Source organism: Bacteroides sp. (assembly GCA_036351255.1).
Classification (GTDB): domain Bacteria; phylum Bacteroidota; class Bacteroidia; order Bacteroidales; family UBA7960; genus UBA7960.
On record JAZBOS010000151.1, the window covers coordinates 28,888 to 52,887 of the forward strand.

Sequence of the window (24,000 nt, forward strand, 5' to 3'; positions counted from 1 at the left end):
CAGATAAGACTTAAAGCTTTTCTGGTTCTATGAATATTCGTTTTTTTTCCATAGGTCAGCCTTATTTTTTTCTTCAGGCAAAAAGCCAATCCAAATTATTAATGCAGTCAAAGAAAAAGATGTTTTTTAGCCTTAACCAAATTGGAATGCCGTTTTAAACAATCATAGCGGAGAGATGTTTAAAGTGAACCTGAAATTAATTAATTTTTTTTGAATAATGTGAACAAATTATAACTCCTCTGGTTTCTAATCTGTACGATCAAATAAACATGAAATTAAAAAACCAAAATAGAAAAATGAAAAAACTGAAGTATTTTGCAGTTATGGCAATCGCAGCCATCATTATGGCCTCCTGTGGGGGACAAAACGCTAAAAAAGCTGAAATCATTGAGAAACTGGAAGCTGGTGAGGTTCCTGAAGAAGTTACCCGTGCTGTCGTTGATGTTCAGGCCAGTGAAGTAGGCTGGGAAGGGCAGAAGATTACCGGCGCAGGCCACAATGGTACCATTGCCCTGAAGGAAGGCGTTATTTACGTATATGATAACCAGCTCTGGGGTGGTGATATGGTCATTGACATGACCCAGATCGTTGTACTTGACCTTACAGATCCTGAAATGAACGCTCGCCTGAAGGGGCACCTAGAATCAGATGACTTCTTCAGCGTGGCTACCTATCCTGAAGCTCGCTTCGAGATTGTGGACTTTGAACCCATTGAAGGCGCTGCCGAAGGCCAACCCAATTACCGCGTTTCTGGAAACCTGACCATTAAGGACATTACCCATAGCCTGGCTTTCGATGCCATTGTCAGTCATTCTGAGGGGCAGATCAACGCTTCTGCTGAGTTTGCTTTCGACCGCTCCTTATACGAAGTTCGCTTCGGTTCGGGACGTTTCTTCGATGACCTTGGCGATAACCTTATTAACGACGAGATCAACCTTTCCATTAAACTGGTTGCTTCTTACTAATCGTTATTGCTAAAAAAATTCATGAAGCCGCCCCAAATTGAGGGGGCGGCTTTTTTTATGGGCACATACAGGTTTATTGCCGTATTTAATCCTGAGGAGTCCAAGTTGGAGCATATGCAAGGGTGGAGAAAGCTTTAGGCCAGGTTTACTGTCTCGGGATAACTAGCCCATTATGACAAAAAAGAATGCGGCTGCAGGATTCAAGGCTTGATCTTGAAGCCGCATTTCAAAGGGGAAAGCTTTAGTCCTCGTGTTTGGTATCTTCTTCGCCGGGATGAAAGGAGGTCCACTTGTAACTGTACAGACCTTCCTGAAGGCGTTTTTCTTTTTCCTCGGGTGAGAGTTTTTCGTATTCTGCTTTCTCTGCTTCGTATTTTCTTCGTTTCTCCTCCTGTAAGGCCCTGATGCCTGCCAGGTGACGCTGTTCAATTTGGTTCGAAAGGAAGGTCGTTGCCACTGAAGGGAACAGCTCGAGCAGCAATTCTTCCTTTTCGTTCTGGGCCAGATGCACTCCGCCAAACTCTTCAAGCACGGGGTTGTCTTGCTTTTTATAGTCCTTTGGGTCGTATGGCGTTTCTTTTTTCGAGCCGGTAATCTGCTTGCGGAATGCTGGGTCGATTGGGATGGGCGTTTTTCCGTAAAGGCCTTTCACCAGGTTGACAAACTGCACGGAATTGGTATTGTAAAAAGGTTTCCCATTATTTTCGTCGATGACACAGTTCACGGCCTGCACACCAACGATCTGGCTGGTGGGGGTTACCAGTGGGGGCAAACCAGCTGCCAGTCTTACCGTGGGAATAATTTCCAGGACGCGGGGCAGCAGTTTCTCGAGTTTAAGTTGTTTTAGTTGTGCAAGCATATTGGTGTACATTCCCCCGGGGATTTCGGCTGTGCGCACGTTTTCATTGGGTGGAGGGAAATTAAAATAATGTTCGATGGCTTGCGTGGTGGCCAGCAGTTCACGTTCCTTACGTTCGCTCGCCAGTTCGATGGCCCTGTCGAACAGGGCATCAATTTCTTTCGGCAGCTGGTCCTTGGTGATGTCAAAGTCAATGGGGAAGATCTGATAGCTGTCGTAATCGATGAGTTCCTTACGGATCTCTTTCAATTCGCGGTTGATCTCTACCACGGCCTCCAGGTTGACGCCGGTATCGATGCCCAGCTTATTACAGAACAGCTGCACGATTTCAAAAGAGGGTCCTGCAGGTCCGCCGGCAAAGTTCAGTATGCAGGTATCAACCACATCAACACCGTTGAGGATGGCTGTCAATACCGAGGCCAGTCCATAACCCGGGGTGGAGTGGGTGTGGAAGTTGATGGGAATACCCACTTCCTCCTTCATCAGCTTGATGATGATTCCTGACTTTACTGGTGGTATCAGACCAGCCATGTCCTTGATGGTGATCATGTCGGCACCCATGCGTTCCAGTTCCTGGGCCTTGCGAACGAAGTACTCTATGGTGAAAACCTTGCCTGGTAAAGGCTTGCCCTTAAGCAGGCCAAGGATGCGGTCGCGATTCCTGAATTTTGGATCCACCGTATAACAAACCGTACAGTCGGCAAGTCCCCCGTTTTCCTTGACGAACTTGATGGTCGAGGTGATGTTGCTGGTGTCGTTGAGTGCGTCGAAAATGCGCATGATATCAATACCCGATTGTACGGCATTGCGGTTAAAGCCTTCGATGACTGTGTCGGGGTAGGGGTTATAGCCGAAGAGATTACGGCCGCGTGAAAGGGCGGTGAGTTTGGAGGTATCACCAATAGCGGCTTTGATCTTTTCCAGCCGCTCCCAGGGGTCTTCGTTGAGGTAACGCATCACCGAGTCAGGTACGGCTCCGCCCCAGACTTCCATGGCATAAAAACCGGCCTTCTTGTATAAGGGGAGAACCCGGTCAACCTGGGCCTGGGTCATCCGGGTAGCGAATAAGGACTGCTGCCCATCACGTAAAGTAAGGTCTCTGATCTTCAGGGTTTTATTCATAGCTGAGAAGGATGTGAGAAATATTTTTTCGATTTTCTACGAACTGCAAAGGTATAGATTATCCTAGAATTGTGAAAAAAATAACAAATTAAAAACTAACCGTTTTTTTCGAAAACGGAAAATTTAATTTGTTTAGAACTAGTGTTTTAAAAAGGGAAGTCGTCAAGGACGTCTTCTTTTGGTCCTTCACTTTCTTCGATGGGGACTGCCACCAGGTGGGTTGAATTGCTTTCCACAAAAATAGCCTTGTAGGGCTGGGTGGGGCAGGCATATTCGCAGGCGCCGCATCCTACGCAGATCTCAGGCCTGACCTCGGGAATACGTAGGCCTTCCCATTCCACCATATGCACAGCCTTGGTGGGACAGTGTTCCGAGCATGCTCCGCAATCGGTGCGGTCGATGGTGACAATGCAGCTCTCCTGTAAAAAGTGTGCAACACCCATCTGTATGGTTTGTTTCTGCTCAGGGCTTTGCCGGGTAATGGCGCCGGTGGGACATACCTCGGTGCATTTCACGCAGTCGAAGTTACAGAAGTTCTTGTGGTAATCGAGCTTGGGCTGCATAAAGCCTTCCAACCCGTAATCGAAGAACGAAGGCACGATTACGTTGGTGGGGCAGGCACCCACGCAGAGGTAACAGGCAATGCAGTTATTGGTGAAGTGCTCAATACTTAAAGATCCAGGTGGAGTTACTGGGGTAGCTGTACCGGTGGGTATCATGCCTGGACTGCTAACGCCCTGTGCCAATGATGTTTTCCTCAACAAGGGTAAGGACAAGGCGCCTGCTGTGAGAGTAAGCAGGAACTTCCTCTTGCCTGTATTTGGAACCGAGGTTTCGTTGGTCTTGGCAATCATTTCCGGTTTCATGCGGCTGTAAAAAAGGGCATCGTTGCTGCATGCCGTAAAGCAGTTGAAACAACTGATGCAGCGGCTGTGGTCGATGGTCTTAGTGCGGCTGTCAAGACATTCAGCCTTGCATACTCGCTCGCATTTCCCGCAAAGGGTACAGGCATCATCCTTGAAAGTGATCTTATAGAAAGATTTACGGGACACCAGACCTAATAGGGAACCAGCCGGGCACAGGGTATTGCAGAACAAACGCCCGCGCCATATTGACAGGGTGCCTATGGTCAGAAGGATGATGGATGAAACAATTAAGACATTCAGGGGCAGTGTTTTAACTTCCATGGGTGCCACCGAGTATATATGAAATTGTTCCAGGAGCAGTCCTAGCTTGTTGTTGATGAAAAGGAATGCCGGTTGCAGAATGCTCACCGATATCTTGCCGAAATTGGAATAGGGATCCAGCAGGTTTACAAGGAACAGGCTGCCGAAGAACCAAAAAATGATGGTAGCTCCAAGGATGCTGTATCGAAGTATGTTATTTGGATTTTTGGAATAAAAGAACCGGCGCTTTTTCTTGCTTTTAAACCTGCGACCTAATGCGATAAAACCATCCTGCAGGGTCCCCAAAGGGCAGATGGAGGAGCAGTATACCCTCCCGAAAAGGAAGGTAAGCAAAAGGATAAGCACAAAGCCCAATCCCGAAACGGTAAAAAATAGGGCCAGGAAACGCAGGATGGAGGGGATGAGCTGGAGGCGCAACAACAGAGTTGAGGGCTTGCTGAGCCATCCTGACTCAATGCCCAGGAAAAACAGCAGCAGCAAAGTGAAGATCAACAGGGAGACCCCGATGCGGATTTTTTTCAGGTGTCTTAATTTCATAAGAATGCAGGTTAAACAGCGACGCGCTTGATGTTGAGGCTGCTGAGGTCCATCTTGCCAATCTTCATCTCATCAGCGATTTTAATATGTCCGATATTTTCGGGCTGAGTGCCGAAGATGAGAGCACTTGCTGCATCCACCGCTACAATGTCGGTCGATACCAGCAGGCTCTTCTTCAACGAAAGGTCGGCTGTAGAAGTGCCTTTTGGGCCGTTTTGGGTCATTACCAGGTAGGCATCCACGATGTTCAGGTCCGGCTTGCTGTAAGTGCAAAAATCTGCAATGCACTGGTGCAGGTCGTTGCGGTGCCAAAAGCGGCGATCCCATACCGCCCCCATGAGGTTCTTCATGGCCACGGTAACGGTTGCCGAACCGTGATGTTTTAACACAGGCACATTGATGAACACATCGGAATCAAGAATCTGCTCGTGGACTTTGGCGGAGGTCAGTCTTTTTCCTCCCGGGATCGTTACATCCCGGTAATAGCGCTCAAGGTTGCCGGGAACCATTTGTCCGCCGGCTTTTTTCACGGCTTCTTCAATGCCGCTGTTTTGATAGCAGCGCTGCCAGTTGTCGCAGGTGTTGTCGAACACAAGAACACGGCTGGCGCCCACCTCCAGGCAATCCTTGACAATGGCTGCCACCAGCTCGGGGTTGGTGTTGCCTGCACGTTCAGCGGGCACGTCCCAGCCAATGTTGGGCTTCACCACCACCCGCTGCCCGCGCCTGACAAAACGCTGCATGCCGCCCATCTCCTGCATGGCACGCCGGTACATGGCCACGGGTTCACCCCCGCGCACTGCAACCAGATCGTAATTACCCCTAGACTGTGAAGTCGTTCGTTGGCCAGCAAAAAGCGGAATGCGGCCCAGCGTGAATGCATATACCCCGGCCAAAGCAGAGTAAATAAAACCTTTCTGGATGAAATCGCGCCTGTTCATAGTATTCGATTTAATGGATTGCCTGAGTGATTACGCAAAATTATTATTTCAGGACAAATTTTCTTATTTTTACGGCCTTAAACACCTTGGAAAGTGTTTATTTATAATGATTTTAAAGTAGGACCCAAAATAAATCAACATATGGCAGCATCTGCAAGCAGTCTCACCGTATCCTCCTGGAAGAGTTTTGTAAAACCAGCCCTTCTGGATGTATTTGCATTAGCATTCATTTATTTTCTGCCCGCCATTTCACATATGCTCAGCATTAAACTTTACCTGATCGAGCCCATGCGGGTAATGCTGGTGCTGGCCCTGGTGCATACCCATAAAAAGAATGCCTACCTACTGGCCCTGACCTTGCCGCTGTTTTCTTTCCTGATATCAGCCCACCCGGTGCTGGTGAAGACTATGCTAATATCGGCCGAACTGGTGGTAAACGTATTCCTGTTTTATTTCCTGGTAAAACGCATCCATGTGCTTGCGGCCATCTTCCTCAGCATCTGGCTCAGCAAGATCTTTTATTATGGCCTCAAATACCTGGCCATGCTTTCCATTCTTCCCGGCGACAGTTTGGTCAGCACTCCGCTGCTCATCCAACTGTCCACCTCGGTAGTGTTTAGCCTTTACCTCTTCGTGTTCTTAAAGAAGGAAAAAGTTTAAGCCTGCCTGCCGCTGGCAGGGTTTAAGGTTTGAGGGTTAAGATTCAGGTTATCAGGCACATCAAAAATCAGAAATCCTTAATCCTTGATCTGAAATCAATAGAAATAGGGTATCAGGTACCGGGTTTCAGGTACCGGTTATTAGCTTTTTCTTTTCAACTTTTCAACTTTTCCTTTTTTACCTCTCATTTTCAAGCGGATACCCCAAAGCGTGGATAAAGGCTTGGGTTTCCTTGCTTTGATTGAATGCCCTTACCTTCAGGGCGTGGGGTTCGCGGCGGATGGGGTAGTCGCCCCGCAAGCGTTCAAAGCTGGAAGGATCTTGGCGCAAGGCCCTGTCGTCTGCAAAAATATTATAGGCCTGTAAACTTAAAAGAAAGAAGATATCCTCCTTACTTTCCACTTTTGGAGGAAGGCTAAGCAGGGCGCTTGCAGGCATGGGGATGGCCTGGGGAGTCCAACCGTCGAGGCCCAGACTGAAAAAGCGACTAAGAGCCCTGACACTCGTCGCCGTGCCCTTGGCTTTGCCGTCGGCTGAGTAGCCTGCAATATGAGGCGTGGCAACAGTCGTGAGGCTGAGTAATTCCTGATCGATCTTGGGTTCATTTTCCCAGACATCCACGATGGCCCCCGAAAGTTTCCACGATCGGATGGCTTCGATCAATGCTCCTGTTTCTGTTACTTCGCCTCTGGAGGTATTGATGAACCAGGCCCCTTCCTTCATTTTTTCGAAAAAGGCTTTATCCGCCAGGTGAAATGTTTTGTCGGGCATCCCAGTATTAAGCGGGACGTGCAGGCTGACAACATCAGACTGTTCCAGTAATTCTTCCAGGCTGCAGAAACCTCCTTGGCCTTCGGCGCGCGCCCGGGGCGGGTCGTTTATAAGGGTCTTTATGCCCAGGACTCTGGCAAGCGCTGCCAGGCTTCCGCCCACATGGCCGGCACCAATAACCCCCAGGGTGGTTTTTTCAAAAGAGGTATCTGTATGGCGAATAATATGGCCAAGGGCCGAGGACATATACTGCACCACAGAGCCGGCATTGCATCCCGGTGCATTGGTCCAGGTGATATTGTTACGCTGGCAGTAATCCTTGTCGATGTGGTCATGCCCTATGGTGGCCGAGGCAATGAATTTCACGGATGTACCTTCAAGCAGGCGTGCATTGCAAAGGGTGCGGGTGCGCACAATCAGCGCATCTGCATCCATCAGATCCTCCTGGCTGATGGCTGCCCCAGGCAGGTAAACCACCTGTGCTACAGGCTCGAGCGCGCCCTTCAAAAAGGGGATCTTGTTATCTGCAACGATCTTAAGCATTCTTATTATGAAAATAAGGCTGGTGAAACTTAATTAACCCCCAACAAATCCAACCACAAAGGTTCATAAAATCATTCAAAGTTCAGCAAAGTTCTGTTACCAAACTCTGCTTTTGTTTTCTTTCACGGCTGAAAAGTCCGCCTTACAAATCAGTTTTCCTTTACCTTTGCGCCATGATTATCATTGGCCAGACCTTAATTTCCGACGAGATTTATCTCGAACAGTTCGTCTGTGACCTGCCGGTTTGTAAAGGCGGGTGCTGCATTGAAGGCGATGCCGGTGCGCCCCTTTCGCCGGAGGAAACTGAAATTTTACAAAAAATCTATCCCCTGGTCAAGCCTTTTATGATGGAGAAGGGTATTGCTACGGTGGAACAAGACGGTACCTGGGTGACCGACCCTGCCGGCGAGCCTGTCACACCCCTGGTGGCGGAAGGCCCCTGTGCATACGTCTATTACGATGCAAACGACATTGCCAAATGCGCAATCGAGAAAGCCTGGGAAGCGGGCGACATCAGCTTCCAGAAACCCATTTCCTGCCACCTTTATCCCATTAGGGTCACTTCTTACACCCACTACGATGCCCTAAACTATCATCGCTGGCCCATTTGCAATTGCGCCCGTAAGAAAGGGAAAAAGCTGAATGTCAGGGTGTATCGTTTTCTGAAGGATGCCCTTATTCGCAAATACGGGGAACAATGGTATGAAGAACTTGAGGCATACATCACCTTGGCCTTCGACGAGAATCCTCAATTTCCTGAAATTTCTTCCGAATAAAGAGGTTTTGATGCTAGCGTGTCCACGAGCGGGCGCGCTGAACGGCATCGGCCCATTTTTCCTTCAGGGTCTGAACTTTACTTTCCGGCATACTAGGGTCGAATCGTCTGCCAAGTTGCCAATGTTCCCTTAGCTCATCGATGTCTTTCCAGAAGCCCGTGGCAAGTCCTGCAAGATACGCGGCTCCCAAGGCTGTCGTCTCGATGATCTCGGGGCGAATGACGGGGGTTTTCAGGATGTCGGCCTGGAACTGCATCAGCAGGTTGTTGGCCGAAGCGCCTCCATCCACACGTAGTTCGCTCACCCTCATCCCGGTATCCAGTCTCATGACGTGAAGCACGTCCATGGTCTGAAATGCAATGCCGTCGAGTGCGGCACGGGCAATGTGGGCGCGGGTTGTGCCCCGGCTGAGGCCGATCATCAATCCACGGGCATACTGATCCCAATAGGGGGCGCCCATCCCTGTGAAGCTGGGGACGAAGAACAACTCACCACTGTTTTCTACTTGTGCCGCCAGCGCTTCTATCTCATCCGAGGACTTGATAATACCCAGTCCATCACGCAACCACTGCACCACTGCACCTGCAATGAAGATGCTGCCCTCAAGGGCATAGGTGGTGGTATCACCGATCTTCCAGGCAATGGTTGTCAGCAGGTTGTTTTTCGAGAAGAAGGGTTTCTGGCCTGTGTTCATCAGGATGAAACAACCGGTGCCATACGTATTTTTTACCATCCCTTCCTGTGTACACATCTGCCCGAACAGGGCCGCCTGCTGATCGCCTGCAATGCCTGCAATAGGAACCTCAGCTTCTATGAAGGGCGTTGAGGTGGTATCATAGATCTCGCTGGAAGAAGCCACCCGCGGCAGCATCGATGCAGGGATGCCCATCAGCTCAAGCAATTCATCGTCCCAGTTCAGGGTATTGATATTGAAAAGCATCGTGCGGCTGGCATTGCTCACGTCGGTCACGTGGGTGCGGCCACCCGTAAGTTTCCACACCAACCAGCTGTCCACCGTTCCAAAGGCCAATTCACCCTTTTCCGCCTTTTCACGGGCTCCATCCACGTGGTCAAGGATCCACTTGATCTTGGTACCGCTGAAATAGGCATCAATGACCAAGCCTGTCTTTTCTCTGATCTTCTTCGCCAGTCCGCGATCCTTTAGCTCATCGCAAAAGGCTGAGGTGCGCCGGTCCTGCCATACGATGGCGTTGCATATGGCTTGTCCGCTCGCGCGGTCCCATACGAGGGTGGTCTCCCGCTGATTGGTGATGCCGATGGCTGACAGCTCGCCTGCACCGATCCCGGCTTTCTCCAGGGCTTCCCTTGCCACCTCCCCCTGTGAGGTCCAGATCTCTTCCGGGTCGTGTTCCACCCAGCCCGGCTTGGGAAAGATTTGCCTGAACTCCTTTTGTGCAACGGATTTAATAATTCCCTGTTGGTCGAATAACAAGGCCCTGGAACTTGTGGTACCCTGATCAAATGCAAGTATGTATTTTTCCATGGAGCAATGGCTTGGGATTTCCCTTTGTAATGGACTTTTCTAATGAACGGTCACCGATCTTAAACAGCAAAAGTCCTCAACAAAGGTAAAGTATTTCCAGTTTTCCTTCCTGACCGGGGCATAAATCTGCGAGGACTGATTACATCCCTTAAGGTTCAGCTATTCTGTCTCAAATACAAACCGGCTCTGGTGGAGATAGGTCTCTCCGGGCCTGAGCAGGGTAGAGGGGAATTCCGGGTGATTTGGCGAATCGGGGAAATGCTGGGTCTCGAGGCAAACCGCCTGGTGCTGGCCGTAGGCGATGCTCCCGTGTCCTTTGAGGCTTCCGTCAAGGAAGTTTGCAGAATAAACCTGAATGCCGGGCTGTGTACAATAAAGGCTGAGCCCGCGGCCGGTTTGGGGATGATGAAGTATGGCCGCCGGGCGATCGAGGCTGTGGCCGTGATTCAGCACAAAGCAATAGTCCATTGGCTCACGGATCAGGCTCATCGGGGCCTGCCCTGGGCGGTAATCGTAAGGGGTGCCCTGCACCGGTATCAACTTTCCGGTGGGAAGAAGGCTTTCATTGAGTTCAAGATAATGGTTGGCGTCCACCATCAGCTGGTGGTCGAAGATCTTGTCGCGAAATCCCCCCAGGTTAAAATAGGCGTGGTTGGTCAGGTTCAGGTGTGTTGGCGCATCCGTCCGGGCTTCATAGGTGATCAACAGCTCGCCGGATTCCTTCAGGGTATAGGTTACCATTGCTTCAAGATTTCCCGGATATCCTTCTTCCAGGTGGGGGCTGAGATAATGCAGGCGCAGGCTTATTTCATCCGCCTTTTGATCAATGCTGTAATCCCAAAGGCGGGTATGAAAGCCGCCGGGGCCCCCGTGTAGGTGACTTGGAGGGCTGTTCAGCGGCAACTGCCAGGTCTTGGCATCCAGCTCAAAGCGTCCATTGGCAATGCGATTGGCATAGCGGCCCGTAATGGCCCCAAAATAGGGATGCTCTTCCAAATAAGCTTGCAACGAAGGGAATCCCGCTGTAATTTCATCGGGTTGGCCATGGCGATCAGGCATCCGGATGGAAGTGATGATGCCGCCATAATTGGTGATGCTTATCCTGAGCCCCCCGGAGGTCTCAAGGGTAAACAATTGAGCGGTTCGTCCATCAGCCAGATTTCCAAAAATAGCGTTGTCCAGAATCATGTGTAAATATAATGAACCTTCCGTTTTAATGTGGAAGCTTGTCTTTTACGATTTGTCAAAGGGCTGTCTTTTGGCCGGTGGCAATTCCAAAACATCTTAATGGAGTCTTTTGCGCAAAGGCCGTTCATCCCTAAACCGGATCATCCTGCACATATAACAGCCCGATCTCCTTCCTTACCCGGTCCAGCGTCCGGATCAGGTCAAGGCTCATCGCGTGTGACATCTTCGGGCTTTCCTTCCTGACCTGGCGCAGGCATTCCATAACTTCCACAATTTCATGAAAATAACCGTTGCCTGTATATTTTTCTTCTATGATTTCGGGGGCCTGGCCGTTCAGATTCAGACTGATCTTTTCGGTATGATGAAAACTCTTGTGTAAGGTCAGAGAGCCCTTGCTCCCCACGATCAGGGCTTCGGTGGGGGTGGTGGCCAGAACGGTTGATTCCAGGATGGCCTTTGGCCCGCCGGCATAGTCAAAGAGCATGGCGCACAGGCTGTCGACCCCTGTATGAGCCAGGCGGGCGATGGCCTGAATTTTGTCAGGTACGCCCAGCAACAGCAAGGCCAGGTAAACGGGATAAATGCCAATGTCCATCATCGAGCCCCCACCCAAAGACTTGTTGTACACCCGCTTTTGCGGATCGGGGTCGCCCAGGAACCCAAAATCGGACCGGATGTATTCAATCTCGCCGATGGCGCCCGACTGAATGATCTCCTGCATCCGGATGATTCCGGGAATGAAGCGGGTCCAGAAAGCTTCCATGATAAACAGGTCGCGTGCTTTGGCCTCTGCCAGCATCCCCTCCACCTCCCGGGCATTCATCCCGAAGGGCTTCTCACACAATACCGCCTTGCCGTATTGAAGGCACAGCATTGCATGGGGATAATGAAACACGTGGGGGGTGGCCACATAAACAATGTCTACCTCCGGGTCTTTAACAAGCGCCTCGTAGCTTCCATAGGAGCTGACCGCCCCGAAGGTCTCAGCAAATTGGCGGGCTTTTCCGGCATCGCGCGAGGCAACGCCTTGCAGCACAGCCCCTTCCACCAGCATTAAGTCCTCTGCAAATTTTCGGGCGATGTTGCCGGGGCCAATAATCCCCCAGCGAACCGGTGTGCTCATGATTCCTGTTTTTTAAAAATGAAGTGAAAGCATTTCAAATCAGTGCCCGCCGTCCAGACAGGCTTTCAAAATGTCATTAAGCGGTCAGGCCTTCACTGCCTGCGAGTTGGAGATATTCGCGGGATCAGCTTTAACGGCAGCCCCGGCCAGGTCGTAAAAAGCAATAAATACCAGCACGGGCTGTCCGGCTTCGGCTGTGGGCAGCTTCAGGCTGGCCTGTCCCTTGCTTCGGATGCCTGCTTTCAGGTTGTCGGTTTCCTCCAGGGTCACTGTGTTGAGGGCCAGCAATAGCACGTGGTCGTTCTTGTCCCAGGGCATGCCTGCTTTAGCATCGCCCCAGCTCACTTTGGCCTCGTTGCCCAGCACCTGAACGTTCAGGTCCATTGCACCGGCCCGCTCGCCCTTACTTACCAGCAGCCAATCAAAGAAATCGGGATTCTCTGATTCCTTGTAGCGGATCAGGTTCTCCGAGAGGGCCCGCTGAAACACGAACTTTCCTTCTGCCAGGTCATTGAAACCAATGCGGATGAAAGGCTTCACGGCTGCCATCACCGACATTACTTTGGCAAAATGACCCTGGGACTCCTTGAGCTTGGGTGAGACCTGGCCCCCTTTACGCGTGGGCATGCTCCGTACAACGGTCTTGCCATTCATTTGATAAACCACCATTTTCCCCAGGCGGCCCTTGAAATTAGCTAATACGCCTTCCTTTGAATATGCCATACCATTAAGTTTTAAAGGATTATACCTGTAAAGTTACAACAAATTCTGAGTTAATACGGAGTTAATACGGAGTTTGTACGGTTTAAACCGTATAAACTCCGTATTAACTATGAAGATGGTAGAACGCTTTTTCTTTAGAAACATAGGGATGATTTGATTATCAACGTATTAAGTAACTTTTTCTGCTAAACACAAAAAGGGCCCAGAAAATTTTCTTTTTTAAAAAAAATGCAAAAGCTCTTTTGCTCATTCAATTAGCAAAAAGGCTGTTGCATCATCCGGGTTTTTTCTTTTCGAAAAAAAACCTTCAGAAAAATTCTGGTTAGGACAGGGAAATCCCAGCTGCCTTTATACCTGTTGGTCAGGTCTTTACGGTTTCGGCGGCATTTTGGATACGCCGGATACTTTCTTCCTTGCCGAGGATGACCATGATCTCTGAGAGGTCGGGGCCCATGCCGCTGCCTACCAGCGACAGCCGGAGGCCGGGCATCAGTTTGCCGGCGCCAATTTCCTTATTTTCCATAAAGCTGTGGATGGCCTCGTGGATGGCGGGGGCGGTGAAGGGTTCAAGGCTTTCGAGCACCACGGCAAGGTCCATCAGGATGCCGGGGGTATCTTCCTTCCAGCGCTTTTTGGCAAAAGCCTCATCGTATTGCGTGGGGGCGGTAAAGAAAAAGCCGGCTTGGTCGAAAAGCTCGTGGACAAAATGCACCCGTTCGCGCATCAGGCCTGCGATACTGGTCAGCTTATCAATATCAGCAGCGATCCCATGAGCCTCAGCCATCCTTAGCAGTTCACGGCCAAGTTCTTCAAGGGGCTTCTGCATCAGGTACTGGTGGTTGAACCATTTGGCCTTTTCAGGGTCGAATTTTGAGCCGGATTTGCCCACCCGGTCGAGGGAGAAAGCTTCAACCAGCTCGCTAAGGCTGAAGATCTCCTGTTCGGTGCCGGGGTTCCATCCCAGAAGGGCAAGGAGGTTGACGAAGGCTTCGGGGAAATAGCCTGCTTCACGATATCCGCTGGAGGTTTCGCCCGATTTGGGATCTTTCCACTGCAGTGGAAAAACAGGAAATCCAAGGCGGTCGCCATCGCGCTTGCTGAGTTTGCCGTTACCATCGGGTTTGAGCAGCAGGGGCAGGTGGGCGAAGCGGGGCATCTGTGCTTCCCATCCCAGGCTGCGGTAAAGCAATACATGCAGGGGAGCCGAGGGCAGCCACTCCTCACCCCGGATCACGTGGGTGATCTTCATCAGGTAATCGTCCACCACATTAGCCAGGTGGTAAGTGGGCATCCCGTCACTTTTGAACAATACCTTGTCATCGAGCTGCCATGAATGTACCTTGACAGTGCCCCGGATCAGGTCTTCCAGCACGATTTCCTCATCTTCCGGGGTCTTGATACGGATCACATAGTTTTCGCCGGAGGCGATCCTTTGGGCTATTTCTTCTTCTGTAAGGGTCAATGAATTCTTCATACTGAGCCTTGAGCGGCTGTCGTACTGAGGGTTACCGCTTTTTTCGGTTTCGATGCGCTGGCGCATCGCCTCCAGCTCTTCGGGGGTGTCGAAAGCGTAATAGGCCTTGCCGCTTTCGATGAGTTGCATGGCATACTGACGGTAAAGGTCTTTACGTTCGCTCTGGCGGTAGGGTCCAAGGGGTCCTCCCTTTTCGGGACCTTCATCCCAGTGGATGCCGCACCAGCGGAGCGATTCCATGATGTATTCCTCTGCACCGGGAACATAGCGGTTCTGGTCGGTATCCTCAATGCGGAGGAGGAAATCGCCGCCGTGTTTTTTGGCAAACAGGTAGTTGTACAAAGCGGTGCGTACCCCGCCCATATGCAGGGGGCCGGTTGGACTTGGAGCAAAGCGTACTCTTACTTTCGACATTATTTTTTCTATTTAAATCACATAAAAAAACACACCCTGATAATCAGCACAATGCCGGCCAATACCAGGGAAACCCCAACCACACGGTTGATGACGGTCAGTACCCTGGCATTAAGGTATCGCTTGATGCGATGGGCAATGAAGCTTTTAAACACATCGGCCACAAAAACCATTCCGATGACCCCGGCAAAGAATACAAGGATTTCGCGTGAGGGGATGGTGTATTTTGACGAGGCAATCCCCATCACACCGATCCAGAACAGCAGCAGGAAGGGGTTAAAGATGTTCATAAAGAACCCCTTCATTATATACTTGAAGACCCCTTGCCCTTTTACCCGCACTTCAATGCTGACGGGGGCGGGCATCACATATTTTCGGGTAAAGGTCACCGCCCCGAACCCCATCAGGATCAATCCGCCAATAAAGCCCATGGTGACCTGGTTGCTTTCGTTTTGAAAGATCTGCAGGGCGCCCAGGTAGCTGAGGGCAATGAAGGCCAGGTCGCTCAGCACAACGCCCATGGCAAACTGTACGCCTGAGCGAAAACCCCTGTGAATGCTGGTTTGTACCAGGGCAATGAAGGTGGGCCCGATCAGGAAGGCCATGGTGAAGCCCAGGATAACGCCTTGAATCAGAACAGAGAACATCAGGTTTTAAACTGGTTTTTGTTGTTTGACAAAAGCTTCCCACTCTTCGTAAACAGCGCCTTTAACTACCCTTGGGAATTTATTTTGTGAGCCTTCTTTGCCCTTTGATCGCATCCACTGGTAAAACACCGCCGGGGGCAAGACTTCCACCATCACCTCACGGATGGCGGCAATGCGTTCCACCCGGTAGTCGTCGTTCAGGATCTTGAGGTTTTCGTCGATGGCGTTACGCAAAACTTCGGCGTCTACCTCACTGTCGGTCCCTACGAACCATTTGTGAGCAAACATGCTGTTGTACTTGATCCCGGCAACGGTGAACTCGCGAACCTCGACATTCAGCTGGTCTTCAGCCATTTTGATGGCCATGTTCATATTCTCCTGCGAGAGGTGCTCGCCGCAGAGGTTAAGGAAATGCTTGGTGCGGCCGGTGATGACGATCTCGCTGAGCTCCTTGCTGGTAAACTTGATGGTGTCGCCAATAAGATAGCGGTATGCCCCGGCACAGGTGGTCAACAGCAGGGCGTATTCCTTACCTTCTTCAATTTGCCCGATGGTCAGGGTCTCGGCATCGGGTTTCAGGTTGCCTTCACCGTCGAAATTACTGCTGTTGAATGGCACGAACTCATAAAACAAACCATTATTCAACACCAGTTGCATGCTGTTGGTGTTGGGGCGCGACTGGAAGGCAATAAAGCCTTCGGAGGCCAGGTAGGTCTCAATATAGGTGATGGGTTTGCCCAGCAACTTTTCGAAACCTTTGACATAAGGGGCGAACGACACGCCGCCGTGGACAAAGATGCTCAGGTTTGGCCAGATCTCATGAATGTTCTTCAGCTTGTAGTGGTCGATGATCTTTTCGATAAGGATCTGCCACCAGGCCGGTACGCCTACAATGACCCCAATGTCCCAGTCCCTGGCTTTCTTGACGATCTCATCGAGTTTGGTGGGCCAGTCGCGTTCCTTTGAGATTCGCTTGCCGGGCTTATAGAAATGCTCGAACCAGAAAGGGATGTTCTTGGTGGTGATGCCCGAGAGGTCGCCTTCGTAATAGGTCCCGTTGTATTGAAGGTGAGTGCTTCCGCCCAGCATCAGGATGCCTTTTTCAAAAAAAGACCTGGGAAAGTCGTAGCGTGCCAGGGAAAAGATCTGGCGGGTGCTGGTTTTCTTTATGGCCCGCAGCATATCATTGGTAACGGGGATGTATTTGCTGGAGGCTTCAGATGTGCCGCTGCTCAGGGCAAAATACTTTACTTTACCTGGCCAGCAAACGAAGGGCTCGCCATTGAGCGAGCGAAACCACCAATCGCGGAAGATTTGGTTGTAGTCGTAAAGGGGTACGCGCTTTTGGTATTGGCTGACCAGGTCGTTTGCGCGAATCATTTCACTGAACCCAAAATGTTCACCAAAGGCGGTGGAAGAGGCTTTGCGCAGAAGCTTTTTCAGCTCCCTGCGCTGGACCTTCTCAGGTTCCCTGGTGCTGAAAATAACGGGCATTCTGCCTTTCAGCTCGATGGCCCGTTTAATGATGGATCCTAAAATGGGCATGATGGTTTGTTTTTTTGGTTGGCAGTATGTTGACCGGAATGACCCGGCGTTTGGATCAGGTTCCGGCTTTTTCAATCCATTCCTTCACTTCTTCAGGTTTTGGGGCAGGCACATCCATTTTAAGTTTTTTGCGCAGGCCGCATAATTGATTAAATACCTTGTTGGGATTGGCATCCTTCAGGGCTGCAGGTTCTGCAAAACCGGCTTGTTGCAGGACGGGGATCCAGGTGTTGGGTACGCCGATGGCCTGGAAAAGCTCTTCGTGGCCGGTGGCCGTGGAAGTTTTCTCGGGCCGCATCTGGGGAAAGAACAATACATCCTGAATAGAGGGGCTGTTGGTCATGATCATGCTCAGTCGGTCGATGCCGATACCCAGGCCAGCGGTGGGGGGCATGCCCGTCTCAATGGCGTGCAGAAAATCTTCGTCGAGGATCATGGCCTCGGGGTCCCCACGGCGACCCAGCTCGATTTGTTCTTCAAAGCGCTGACGCTGGTCGATGGGGTCATTAAGTTCGGAAAAAGCATTGCAGATCTCCTTGCCGTTGCAGATGGCCTCGAAGCGTTCGACCAGCCCGGGCTTGCTGCGGTGTTTCTTAGCCAGGGGTGACATCTCCACCGGATAATCGGTGATGAAAGTGGGCTGTATCAGTTTGGGTTCGCAAAACTCGCCAAAGATCTCGTCGATGAGTTTCCCCCGGCCCATGCTGGGGTCGGTCTCCAGTCCGAGGCTGTGGGCGAAGCTGCGCATCTGGTCTTCGTCCATTTCCGAGACATCGGTGCCGGTAAAGTGCTGGATGGCACCATACATCGTGAAACGGGTCCATGGCCTTTTGAAATCAATCAGGTGCTCACCAACCTGTACCTGGGTCTTGCCGTGGAGGTCGAGGGCGATCTTCTCGACCATTTCTTCCACTAGGTTCATCATCCACTCGTAGTCGCGGTAAGCCACATAAAGTTCCATCTGGGTGAACTCGGGGTTGTGAAAGCGGCTCATGCCCTCGTTGCGGAAGTCCTTGGCGAACTCGAAGACGCCTTCGAAGCCGCCTACAATAAGTCGTTTCAGGTAAAGCTCATTGGCGATCCTGAGGTAAAGGGTTGTATCAAGGGTGTTGTGATAAGTCTTAAATGGCCTGGCGGCAGCCCCTCCATAGATGGGTTGCAATACAGGGGTTTCCACCTCGAGGTAACCTTTGTCGAGGAGGAAGCTGCGCATGCTATGCACCAGCTGTGCACGCTTGCGGAAGGTATCTTTTATCTGGGGGTTTACAATGAGGTCGATATGACGCTGGCGGTAACGCTGCTCGGCGTCCGTAAAGGCGTGATAGACGTGGCCTCCCTTTTCTTTGACAACGGGCAGGGGACGCAGCGATTTGGTCAGGATCTTGTATTCCTTCACGTGGATGGTGATCTCGCCCATGCGCGTGACGAACACGAAGCCCTTCACGCCAATGATGTCGCCAATGTCGAGCAGGCGCTTGAACACCACATTGTAGAAGCTCTTGTCTTCGCCGGGACAGATTTCATCGCGGTTGAAGTAAAGCTGGATGCGGCCGGTGTCGTCCTGCAGCTCTACAAAGGAGGCGTTGCCCATAATGCGGCGGCTCATGATGCGGCCGGCCAGGCTGATGTCCTGGTAGAGGTTATTGTCATTGGGGTAATTTTCGTGGATATCCCGGGCTGTGACATTCACTTCAAAACTATCGGCCGGGTAAGGGTTTATGCCCATATCGAGCAATTCATTGAGCGCATCCCTGCGCATTTGCTCCTGTTCGCTTAATCGCACACTCATTGTTTTTGCTTTCCTTTAAAAAATCGATTGCAAAGATACGGAATATAATATTTTTTGCACTCAGGCAAGGGGCAAGACTTTTTCTTTTCAAAAAGGCACAAGGCCAGATGAGGGAGAAGGAGCATCTTTGTCAGAATTAAATGCACTATTTTCAGTGATTTCGGTTATTTTTGCCCCTATACTATTGATGCCATTTTAAACCCCTGCAGTTATGAAACGCCTTTTTACGTTATCCCTGTTTGTTTTACTCACTATGGCAGCGGCTGCCCAGCAGCCGGTTTATTCGCGTCTGAAAATCAATATGGAAGGACGCGAGCTCAGGGAGCTGGCCGAACTGGGTGTGGATACTGAAAGCATGGAATATCGCCCCGGATTGTATGTCATCGGGGAATACAGTGAGAAGGAGCAGGACCGCATCGCCGGGGCAGGGTTTTCTTTTGAGGTGCTGATTGAGGACATGTCGGCATATTACTCGGCAAGAAATGCCGGACTGGATAAGGCTGCCATTGAAGCATCGTGGCGCAAGCCAGACCCCAACCGGAAATACCAGACGCCTGAAAATTTTTCTTTGGGCAGTATGGGCGGGTATTTAACTTATGATGAGCTCCTTGCTGAACTGGATGCGATGCATGCGCAGTACCCTGATCTCATTTCAGAGAAGGCACCCATCGGAACCATTCTGACAATTCAGTGGCGTCCGGTTTACTGGCTGCGTATTTCAAACAATCCTGATGTTGAGCAGGATAAGCCCAAGGTGCTCTATACGGCTCTGATGCACGCCCGCGAGCCGATTGGCATGCAACAGATGATTTACCAGATGTGGTATCTGCTGGAAAACTACGGGACAGATCCCGAGATTACTTACCTGATGGATAATGTTGAGATGTATTTTGTGCCTTGCATTAACCCTGACGGATACATCTATAATCAACAGACCAATCCCAACGGGGGCGGGATGTACCGTAAGAACATGCGGCTGAATGGGGACGGAAGCTATGGGGTGGACCTGAACCGGAACTTTGGGTATTTCTGGGGGCACGATGACTCGGGTTCCTCTTCAACCCCTTCTTCTATGACTTATCGAGGCACCGCTCCTTTTTCGGAACCCGAGACCCAGATCGTGAAATATTTTGCCGAGCAGTTTGATTTCGACCTTGCGCTGAACAACCATACTTATTCCGACCTGCTGATTTATCCTTGGGGGTACCAGAATCAGCTTACTCCCGATGGTGAGATCTTTTCGTCTTTTGCGGAGCTTCTTACCCGGGAAAATAATTATACATATGGAACCTGTTACGAAACCCTGAACTATCTTGTCAACGGGGGCTCTGACGACTGGTTTTACGGTGAACAGGAAACCAAGGATAAAGTGTTTGCCTTTACGCCTGAGGCGGGCAGTCCCTCGGATGGGTTTTGGCCAGCAATGAACCGCATCGAAGAGATTTGCGCCGGACATACCTGGATGAACCTTGGCCTGGCCAACCTGGCACTGTCCTATGCCGAACTCAAGCCTTTAGCAGCGCAGCAGGCGGAAACACATTATTTTTATTTCCCCTTTGAAATAAAAAACCTGGGGCTTGCCTCTCCTTCAAGCTTCACAGTTTCTGTGGAACCCATCAGTCCCCTGGTCATCTCAAGCGGGGGCCCCCTGGTATTCGAAGAGATGGAAGTTTTGGAAACGCTTGTTGATTCCATACAAATTACCCTTCACCCATCGACTTACGCTGGGTTAATGTATGATTTCGAGGTGTTGCTTGACAATGGGAGTTTTATCTGGCGCGATACCATCAGAGGATATTTTGGGGAGGCCCCCGTGTTGTTTGCTGACAATTTTGAAACATCCGAAAACTGGAGCAGCACGGTTTGGGGTCTGACCAGCAACCAATACGTTTCGGCCCCTAACTCTATGACCGACAGCCCGGGCGGGCAGTATGGCAATTATGCCAATGCGGTATTAACCCTGAATGATCCGGTGGACCTCAGCAATCACGGGATGGCATTTACAGAGTTCTCAGCACGCTGGGACATTGAAAGTAATTATGACTACGTGCAGTTGCAGGTCTCGGAAAATGGAGGAACGAGCTGGACGGCCTTGCCAGGCCTTTACACCCGCAGTGGTTCGAATAACCAAGACTCGGGGCAACATCTGTGGGACGGGAATCAAAGCACCTGGGTGCAGGAAAAGATCTCGCTGGAAGCTTTTGCCGGCAAGGAAATCCTGATGCGCTTTCGCCTGGTGAGCGATGTCAGCCTCACCAAGGATGGCTTTTATTTTGATGACTTTAAAATTTATGCCCTGGAAGACTTTGAGCCTTTGGCCCCGGTGATCACCGGGCAACAGCCGATGACCATCCTTATGGGAGAAACGTTCTCCATCGAATTGGAATGGATAACAGTAGAAGATAATTTTGTCAGCTATCCCCAGGGTCATACGCTGGAGATCATTCCGGGCGAGGATTATTCACTGGAAGGGGATAATATTGTCCCCGACCCGGATTTTTACGGCAACCTGGAGGTTTTGCTGAAGGTGAATAACGGCATCCTTGAAAGTGAGGAATACCCCTTTGTGGTGGAGGTGCTGAATACGATGGATACTGAAGAACTGCTGCAAAGTAATTCCCTTGTTTTTTATAATCAACTGAGGAAATCCCTGGTGCTGGTTCCGGGCAACGACTTTGAAAACGGAGCATTGCAGCTGACGGTCTTTGACCTTTATGGGCGAAAAGTCCATCAGGAGGTCATTTCGAACGCTGGCGGAAGACAAGCTATTCCCCTGGCACTCAGGCCAGGTGTATACGTCTTTGAGATAAGGGGAGAGCAAGCCTTCAGGGGTAAGTTTTGCGTATATTAATCCCAATTTAGAAAATAACAGACTATGGCACGCAGGCACCCCCTGTTTAACCAGGTTATCGAGAACCTTCCCATTACAAGCTTTGCTGCCGAGGGTAAAGCCATTGCCCGGGTGGGCGAGCTGGTGGTGTTTCTGAATTACGGTGCCCCGGGCGATGTGGTGGATATCCGAATCAAAAAGACCAGGAAGAACTACCTGGAAGGGGAGATCCTGAAGATCCATACCACCTCACCAGACCGCGCAGAGCCCTTTTGTGAGCATTTTGGCCTTTGCGGGGGTTGTAAATGGCAGCACCTGGATTATGAAAGGCAGCTGCATTACAAGCAGCAACAAGTGGTCGACAGCCTGGAACGCATCGGCAGAGTGAAGCCCGGCAGCTATGAACTGATCCCCATTGCCGGATCAGAAAAATCGACTTTTTACCGCAACAAACTGGAATATACCTTCTCTGACAGGCGCTGGCTTACAAAAAGGGACATTGAATCTGGCGAGGAGTTTAAAGACCTGAACGCTCTTGGGTTTCACATCCCCGGACTTTACGACAAAGTGTTGGACATTAAAAAGTGCTGGCTGCAGCCCGAGCCTTCCAATGCCATCCGGCTTGCCGTCAAAGCCTTTGCACTTGAACAGGGACTTTCTTTTTATGACATTAGGGAGGATAAAGGATTGCTGCGTAACCTGATCATTCGCAACAGTTCAAGCGGGGAAGTGATGGTTTCGATGATTTTTGGAGAAAACGACACGGAGGGTATCAGGTTGGTGATGGATTTTATCGGTGACCGTTTTCCGGAGGTAACCACCCTGGCTTATTTTATCAACAACAAGAAAAACAGTAGCATTGTCGATCTGGAACCGGTGATTTATAACGGCAATCCCTATATGATGGAGGAGATGGAAGGGCTGAAGTTTGCCATTGGGCCCAAGTCGTTTTTCCAGACCAATGCGCCACAAGCTAATCGCTTGTATACCATTGCCCGGGATTTTGCAGGTCTGGAAGGGCACGAGGTGGTTTATGACTTATATACCGGAACGGGTACCATTGCCCTATTCCTTGCGCAGCAAGCTTCGAAGGTGATTGGTGTGGAGTATGTGGAAGAGGCCGTTGTGCATGCAAGGGAGAATGCTGCTTTTAATGGGGTTACCAATACCCTGTTTTTTGCAGGTGATATGCCCAAAGTGTTCAATGAGGTCCTGCTCGACCGTCACGGGTATCCGCACGTGGTCGTAACTGACCCCCCCCGGGCTGGCATGCATTCTGATGTGGTGAAACAGGTTGCCCGCAGCGGGGCAGATAAAGTGGTCTACGTTAGCTGCAACCCTGCTACACAGGCGAGGGACATTGAAATGCTCATTGACACTTACATCCTGAAGAAGGTGCAACCCCTGGACATGTTTCCGCATACCCAACATGTGGAAAGTGTTGCACTGCTCATTCGGAAAGGACTGGAGGAGTAAGAATCCTTTCCCTTGTCAGCGAACAACAAAGCCCTATTGTTGTTTATTGAAATAAAAACCTACTGAATTGTATGAAGACAGCGCTTGTTATCGGGGCTACGGGACTGGTAGGCCATCAGTTGGTAAAACAATTGATGGTTGATAAGGATTTTGACAAAGTGGTTTTGTTTTCGCGGCGTTCAACGGGGCTTGCAAGCCCTAAGCTGGAGGAACACCTCATCGATTTTGACCATCCTGACCAGTGGCAACACCTGGTCAAGGGCGATGTGTTATTCTCGGCCTTGGGTACAACGCTTTCTAAGGCAGGCAGTAAAAAAGCCCAGTTTAAGGTTGATCATGGCTATCAGTTTCAGTTTGCTGCTGCTGCTGCACGCAATGCAGTGCCGGCCTATGTGCTGGTTTCATCAGCAGGGGCCAGCCCCAGAAGCAAGGCCTTTTATATGCGTATGAAAGGTGAACTGGAGCGCGATGTGAAAGGGCTGTTGTTTTCATTCATTATCCTGATCAAACCGGGCCCCCTGCAGGGAAATCGTCAGGAGAAGCGCTTGGGTGAAAATATAGGCGTGGCCGTTATTCGTTTTTTCAATGGTTTAGGCCTTTTTAAGAAATACCGGCCCATTGGTGGAGATGAAGTTTCCCGTGCGATGATCAGAGCCTATAAGCAAGCGAAACCAGGGGTGTCTTCTTTTCAGCTGGATGAATTGTTTGCCCTGGCCCAATAACTTAAGAGTCTGATTATTATTAAGGGTGGTTTTGAACGTCTTGTATTTTTCTTTCTTGCAGTATTGAATATCACTCTGTTCCTTTCGTTTAGGGTGTTGAGATTTACATCCCCAGGAAAGAGGAATTGTGAGGGTGTGTCTTACCCATTAAATGGAAAATAAGGAAATAAAAAATGGTAACCTGCTGTAAGCAAGTTACCATTG

At 50.4% G+C, this 24,000-nt stretch carries 18 protein-coding genes; 6 read left to right on the plus strand and 12 right to left on the minus strand.

Annotation, left to right across the window (positions count from 1 at the left end; all coding sequences use genetic code 11):
• Positions 1 to 296 precede the first annotated feature (296 nt).
• Entirely contained in the window at positions 297 to 965 is a 669-nt protein-coding gene (locus tag V2I46_14300) for a YceI family protein (GenBank protein MEE4178673.1), read from the plus strand.
• A 241-nt stretch (positions 966 to 1,206) separates the two neighbouring features.
• On the opposite strand, the gene V2I46_14305 is transcribed toward V2I46_14300, so the two are convergent.
• From V2I46_14305 to V2I46_14315, 3 genes are all read right to left on the minus strand, one after another.
• Positions 1,207 to 2,946 (minus strand): carboxylase, encoded by a 1,740-nt coding sequence (locus V2I46_14305; protein MEE4178674.1) that lies wholly within the window; start codon positions 2,944 to 2,946, stop codon positions 1,207 to 1,209.
• Positions 2,947 to 3,092: 146 nt separating this feature from the next.
• On the minus strand, positions 3,093 to 4,670 hold the full coding sequence (locus V2I46_14310; protein ID MEE4178675.1) for a 4Fe-4S dicluster domain-containing protein: 1,578 nt from the start codon (positions 4,668 to 4,670) through the stop codon (positions 3,093 to 3,095).
• A gap of 11 nt (positions 4,671 to 4,681) precedes the next feature.
• Positions 4,682 to 5,611: a DUF362 domain-containing protein gene (locus V2I46_14315; protein MEE4178676.1), complete on the minus strand. Its 930-nt coding sequence runs from the start codon at positions 5,609 to 5,611 to the stop codon at positions 4,682 to 4,684.
• A gap of 141 nt (positions 5,612 to 5,752) precedes the next feature.
• On the opposite strand from V2I46_14315, the gene V2I46_14320 reads away from it, so the two are divergent.
• Positions 5,753 to 6,271, plus strand: coding sequence for a hypothetical protein (locus V2I46_14320; protein ID MEE4178677.1), 519 nt, complete (start codon positions 5,753 to 5,755; stop codon positions 6,269 to 6,271).
• A gap of 177 nt (positions 6,272 to 6,448) precedes the next feature.
• Here the strand turns inward: V2I46_14320 and V2I46_14325 are convergent, their stop codons facing one another.
• On the minus strand, positions 6,449 to 7,585 hold the full coding sequence (locus V2I46_14325) for a 4-phosphoerythronate dehydrogenase (GenBank protein ID MEE4178678.1): 1,137 nt from the start codon (positions 7,583 to 7,585) through the stop codon (positions 6,449 to 6,451).
• A gap of 173 nt (positions 7,586 to 7,758) precedes the next feature.
• Here V2I46_14325 and V2I46_14330 point away from each other — a divergent pair, with 173 nt between their 5' ends.
• Positions 7,759 to 8,361, plus strand: coding sequence for a DUF3109 family protein (locus V2I46_14330; GenBank protein ID MEE4178679.1), 603 nt, complete (start codon positions 7,759 to 7,761; stop codon positions 8,359 to 8,361).
• 13 nt (positions 8,362 to 8,374) lie between these two features.
• Here the strand turns inward: V2I46_14330 and glpK are convergent, their stop codons facing one another.
• The 8 genes from glpK to lysS form a co-directional block, all read right to left on the minus strand.
• Complete coding sequence (gene glpK, locus V2I46_14335; protein ID MEE4178680.1) at positions 8,375 to 9,865, minus strand: glycerol kinase GlpK; 1,491 nt, start codon at positions 9,863 to 9,865, stop codon at positions 8,375 to 8,377.
• A 159-nt stretch (positions 9,866 to 10,024) separates the two neighbouring features.
• Complete coding sequence (locus tag V2I46_14340; protein ID MEE4178681.1) at positions 10,025 to 11,053, minus strand: aldose epimerase family protein; 1,029 nt, start codon at positions 11,051 to 11,053, stop codon at positions 10,025 to 10,027.
• A gap of 130 nt (positions 11,054 to 11,183) precedes the next feature.
• A complete protein-coding gene (locus V2I46_14345) occupies positions 11,184 to 12,176 on the minus strand; it encodes a Gfo/Idh/MocA family oxidoreductase (GenBank protein ID MEE4178682.1) in 993 nt (330 codons plus the stop codon).
• An 84-nt stretch (positions 12,177 to 12,260) separates the two neighbouring features.
• On the minus strand, positions 12,261 to 12,899 hold the full coding sequence (locus V2I46_14350) for a DUF6266 family protein (GenBank protein MEE4178683.1): 639 nt from the start codon (positions 12,897 to 12,899) through the stop codon (positions 12,261 to 12,263).
• A gap of 361 nt (positions 12,900 to 13,260) precedes the next feature.
• Positions 13,261 to 14,787, minus strand: a complete 1,527-nt coding sequence (gltX, locus tag V2I46_14355) for a glutamate--tRNA ligase (GenBank protein ID MEE4178684.1) — start codon at positions 14,785 to 14,787, stop codon at positions 13,261 to 13,263.
• A gap of 17 nt (positions 14,788 to 14,804) precedes the next feature.
• Positions 14,805 to 15,434, minus strand: a complete 630-nt coding sequence (locus tag V2I46_14360) for a LysE family transporter (GenBank protein ID MEE4178685.1) — start codon at positions 15,432 to 15,434, stop codon at positions 14,805 to 14,807.
• A gap of 6 nt (positions 15,435 to 15,440) precedes the next feature.
• Positions 15,441 to 16,979, minus strand: a complete 1,539-nt coding sequence (locus V2I46_14365; protein MEE4178686.1) for a GH3 auxin-responsive promoter family protein — start codon at positions 16,977 to 16,979, stop codon at positions 15,441 to 15,443.
• Between the two features lie 55 nt (positions 16,980 to 17,034).
• Positions 17,035 to 18,768 carry a lysine--tRNA ligase gene (lysS, locus tag V2I46_14370; GenBank protein MEE4178687.1) on the minus strand — a complete coding sequence of 578 codons (1,734 nt, stop codon included), beginning with the start codon at positions 18,766 to 18,768 and terminating at the stop codon, positions 17,035 to 17,037.
• A 211-nt stretch (positions 18,769 to 18,979) separates the two neighbouring features.
• On the opposite strand from lysS, the gene V2I46_14375 reads away from it, so the two are divergent.
• The 3 genes from V2I46_14375 to V2I46_14385 all read left to right on the plus strand — a co-directional run bounded on the left by V2I46_14375 (position 18,980) and on the right by V2I46_14385 (position 23,796).
• Positions 18,980 to 21,619, plus strand: coding sequence for a M14 family zinc carboxypeptidase (locus V2I46_14375; GenBank protein MEE4178688.1), 2,640 nt, complete (start codon positions 18,980 to 18,982; stop codon positions 21,617 to 21,619).
• 24 nt (positions 21,620 to 21,643) lie between these two features.
• Positions 21,644 to 23,074, plus strand: a complete 1,431-nt coding sequence (gene rlmD / locus V2I46_14380; protein MEE4178689.1) for a 23S rRNA (uracil(1939)-C(5))-methyltransferase RlmD — start codon at positions 21,644 to 21,646, stop codon at positions 23,072 to 23,074.
• Between the two features lie 71 nt (positions 23,075 to 23,145).
• Positions 23,146 to 23,796, plus strand: a complete 651-nt coding sequence (locus V2I46_14385) for an NAD(P)H-binding protein (protein MEE4178690.1) — start codon at positions 23,146 to 23,148, stop codon at positions 23,794 to 23,796.
• Positions 23,797 to 24,000: the final 204 nt, after the last annotated feature.

What these genes read in the sequence shown, in the direction of transcription:
- V2I46_14300 (MEE4178673.1), top strand. Translation starts at nt 297, where the DNA reads ATGAAAAAACTGAAGTATTTTGCAGTTATGGCAATCGCAGCCATCATT.
- V2I46_14305 (MEE4178674.1), bottom strand. Translation starts at nt 2,946, where the DNA reads ATGAATAAAACCCTGAAGATCAGAGACCTTACTTTACGTGATGGGCAG.
- V2I46_14310 (MEE4178675.1), bottom strand. Translation starts at nt 4,670, where the DNA reads ATGAAATTAAGACACCTGAAAAAAATCCGCATCGGGGTCTCCCTGTTG.
- V2I46_14315 (MEE4178676.1), bottom strand. Translation starts at nt 5,611, where the DNA reads ATGAACAGGCGCGATTTCATCCAGAAAGGTTTTATTTACTCTGCTTTG.
- V2I46_14320 (MEE4178677.1), top strand. Translation starts at nt 5,753, where the DNA reads ATGGCAGCATCTGCAAGCAGTCTCACCGTATCCTCCTGGAAGAGTTTT.
- V2I46_14325 (MEE4178678.1), bottom strand. Translation starts at nt 7,585, where the DNA reads ATGCTTAAGATCGTTGCAGATAACAAGATCCCCTTTTTGAAGGGCGCG.
- V2I46_14330 (MEE4178679.1), top strand. Translation starts at nt 7,759, where the DNA reads ATGATTATCATTGGCCAGACCTTAATTTCCGACGAGATTTATCTCGAA.
- glpK (MEE4178680.1), bottom strand. Translation starts at nt 9,865, where the DNA reads ATGGAAAAATACATACTTGCATTTGATCAGGGTACCACAAGTTCCAGG.
- V2I46_14340 (MEE4178681.1), bottom strand. Translation starts at nt 11,053, where the DNA reads ATGATTCTGGACAACGCTATTTTTGGAAATCTGGCTGATGGACGAACC.
- V2I46_14345 (MEE4178682.1), bottom strand. Translation starts at nt 12,176, where the DNA reads ATGAGCACACCGGTTCGCTGGGGGATTATTGGCCCCGGCAACATCGCC.
- V2I46_14350 (MEE4178683.1), bottom strand. Translation starts at nt 12,899, where the DNA reads ATGGCATATTCAAAGGAAGGCGTATTAGCTAATTTCAAGGGCCGCCTG.
- gltX (MEE4178684.1), bottom strand. Translation starts at nt 14,787, where the DNA reads ATGTCGAAAGTAAGAGTACGCTTTGCTCCAAGTCCAACCGGCCCCCTG.
- V2I46_14360 (MEE4178685.1), bottom strand. Translation starts at nt 15,434, where the DNA reads ATGTTCTCTGTTCTGATTCAAGGCGTTATCCTGGGCTTCACCATGGCC.
- V2I46_14365 (MEE4178686.1), bottom strand. Translation starts at nt 16,979, where the DNA reads ATGCCCATTTTAGGATCCATCATTAAACGGGCCATCGAGCTGAAAGGC.
- lysS (MEE4178687.1), bottom strand. Translation starts at nt 18,768, where the DNA reads ATGAGTGTGCGATTAAGCGAACAGGAGCAAATGCGCAGGGATGCGCTC.
- V2I46_14375 (MEE4178688.1), top strand. Translation starts at nt 18,980, where the DNA reads ATGAAACGCCTTTTTACGTTATCCCTGTTTGTTTTACTCACTATGGCA.
- rlmD (MEE4178689.1), top strand. Translation starts at nt 21,644, where the DNA reads ATGGCACGCAGGCACCCCCTGTTTAACCAGGTTATCGAGAACCTTCCC.
- V2I46_14385 (MEE4178690.1), top strand. Translation starts at nt 23,146, where the DNA reads ATGAAGACAGCGCTTGTTATCGGGGCTACGGGACTGGTAGGCCATCAG.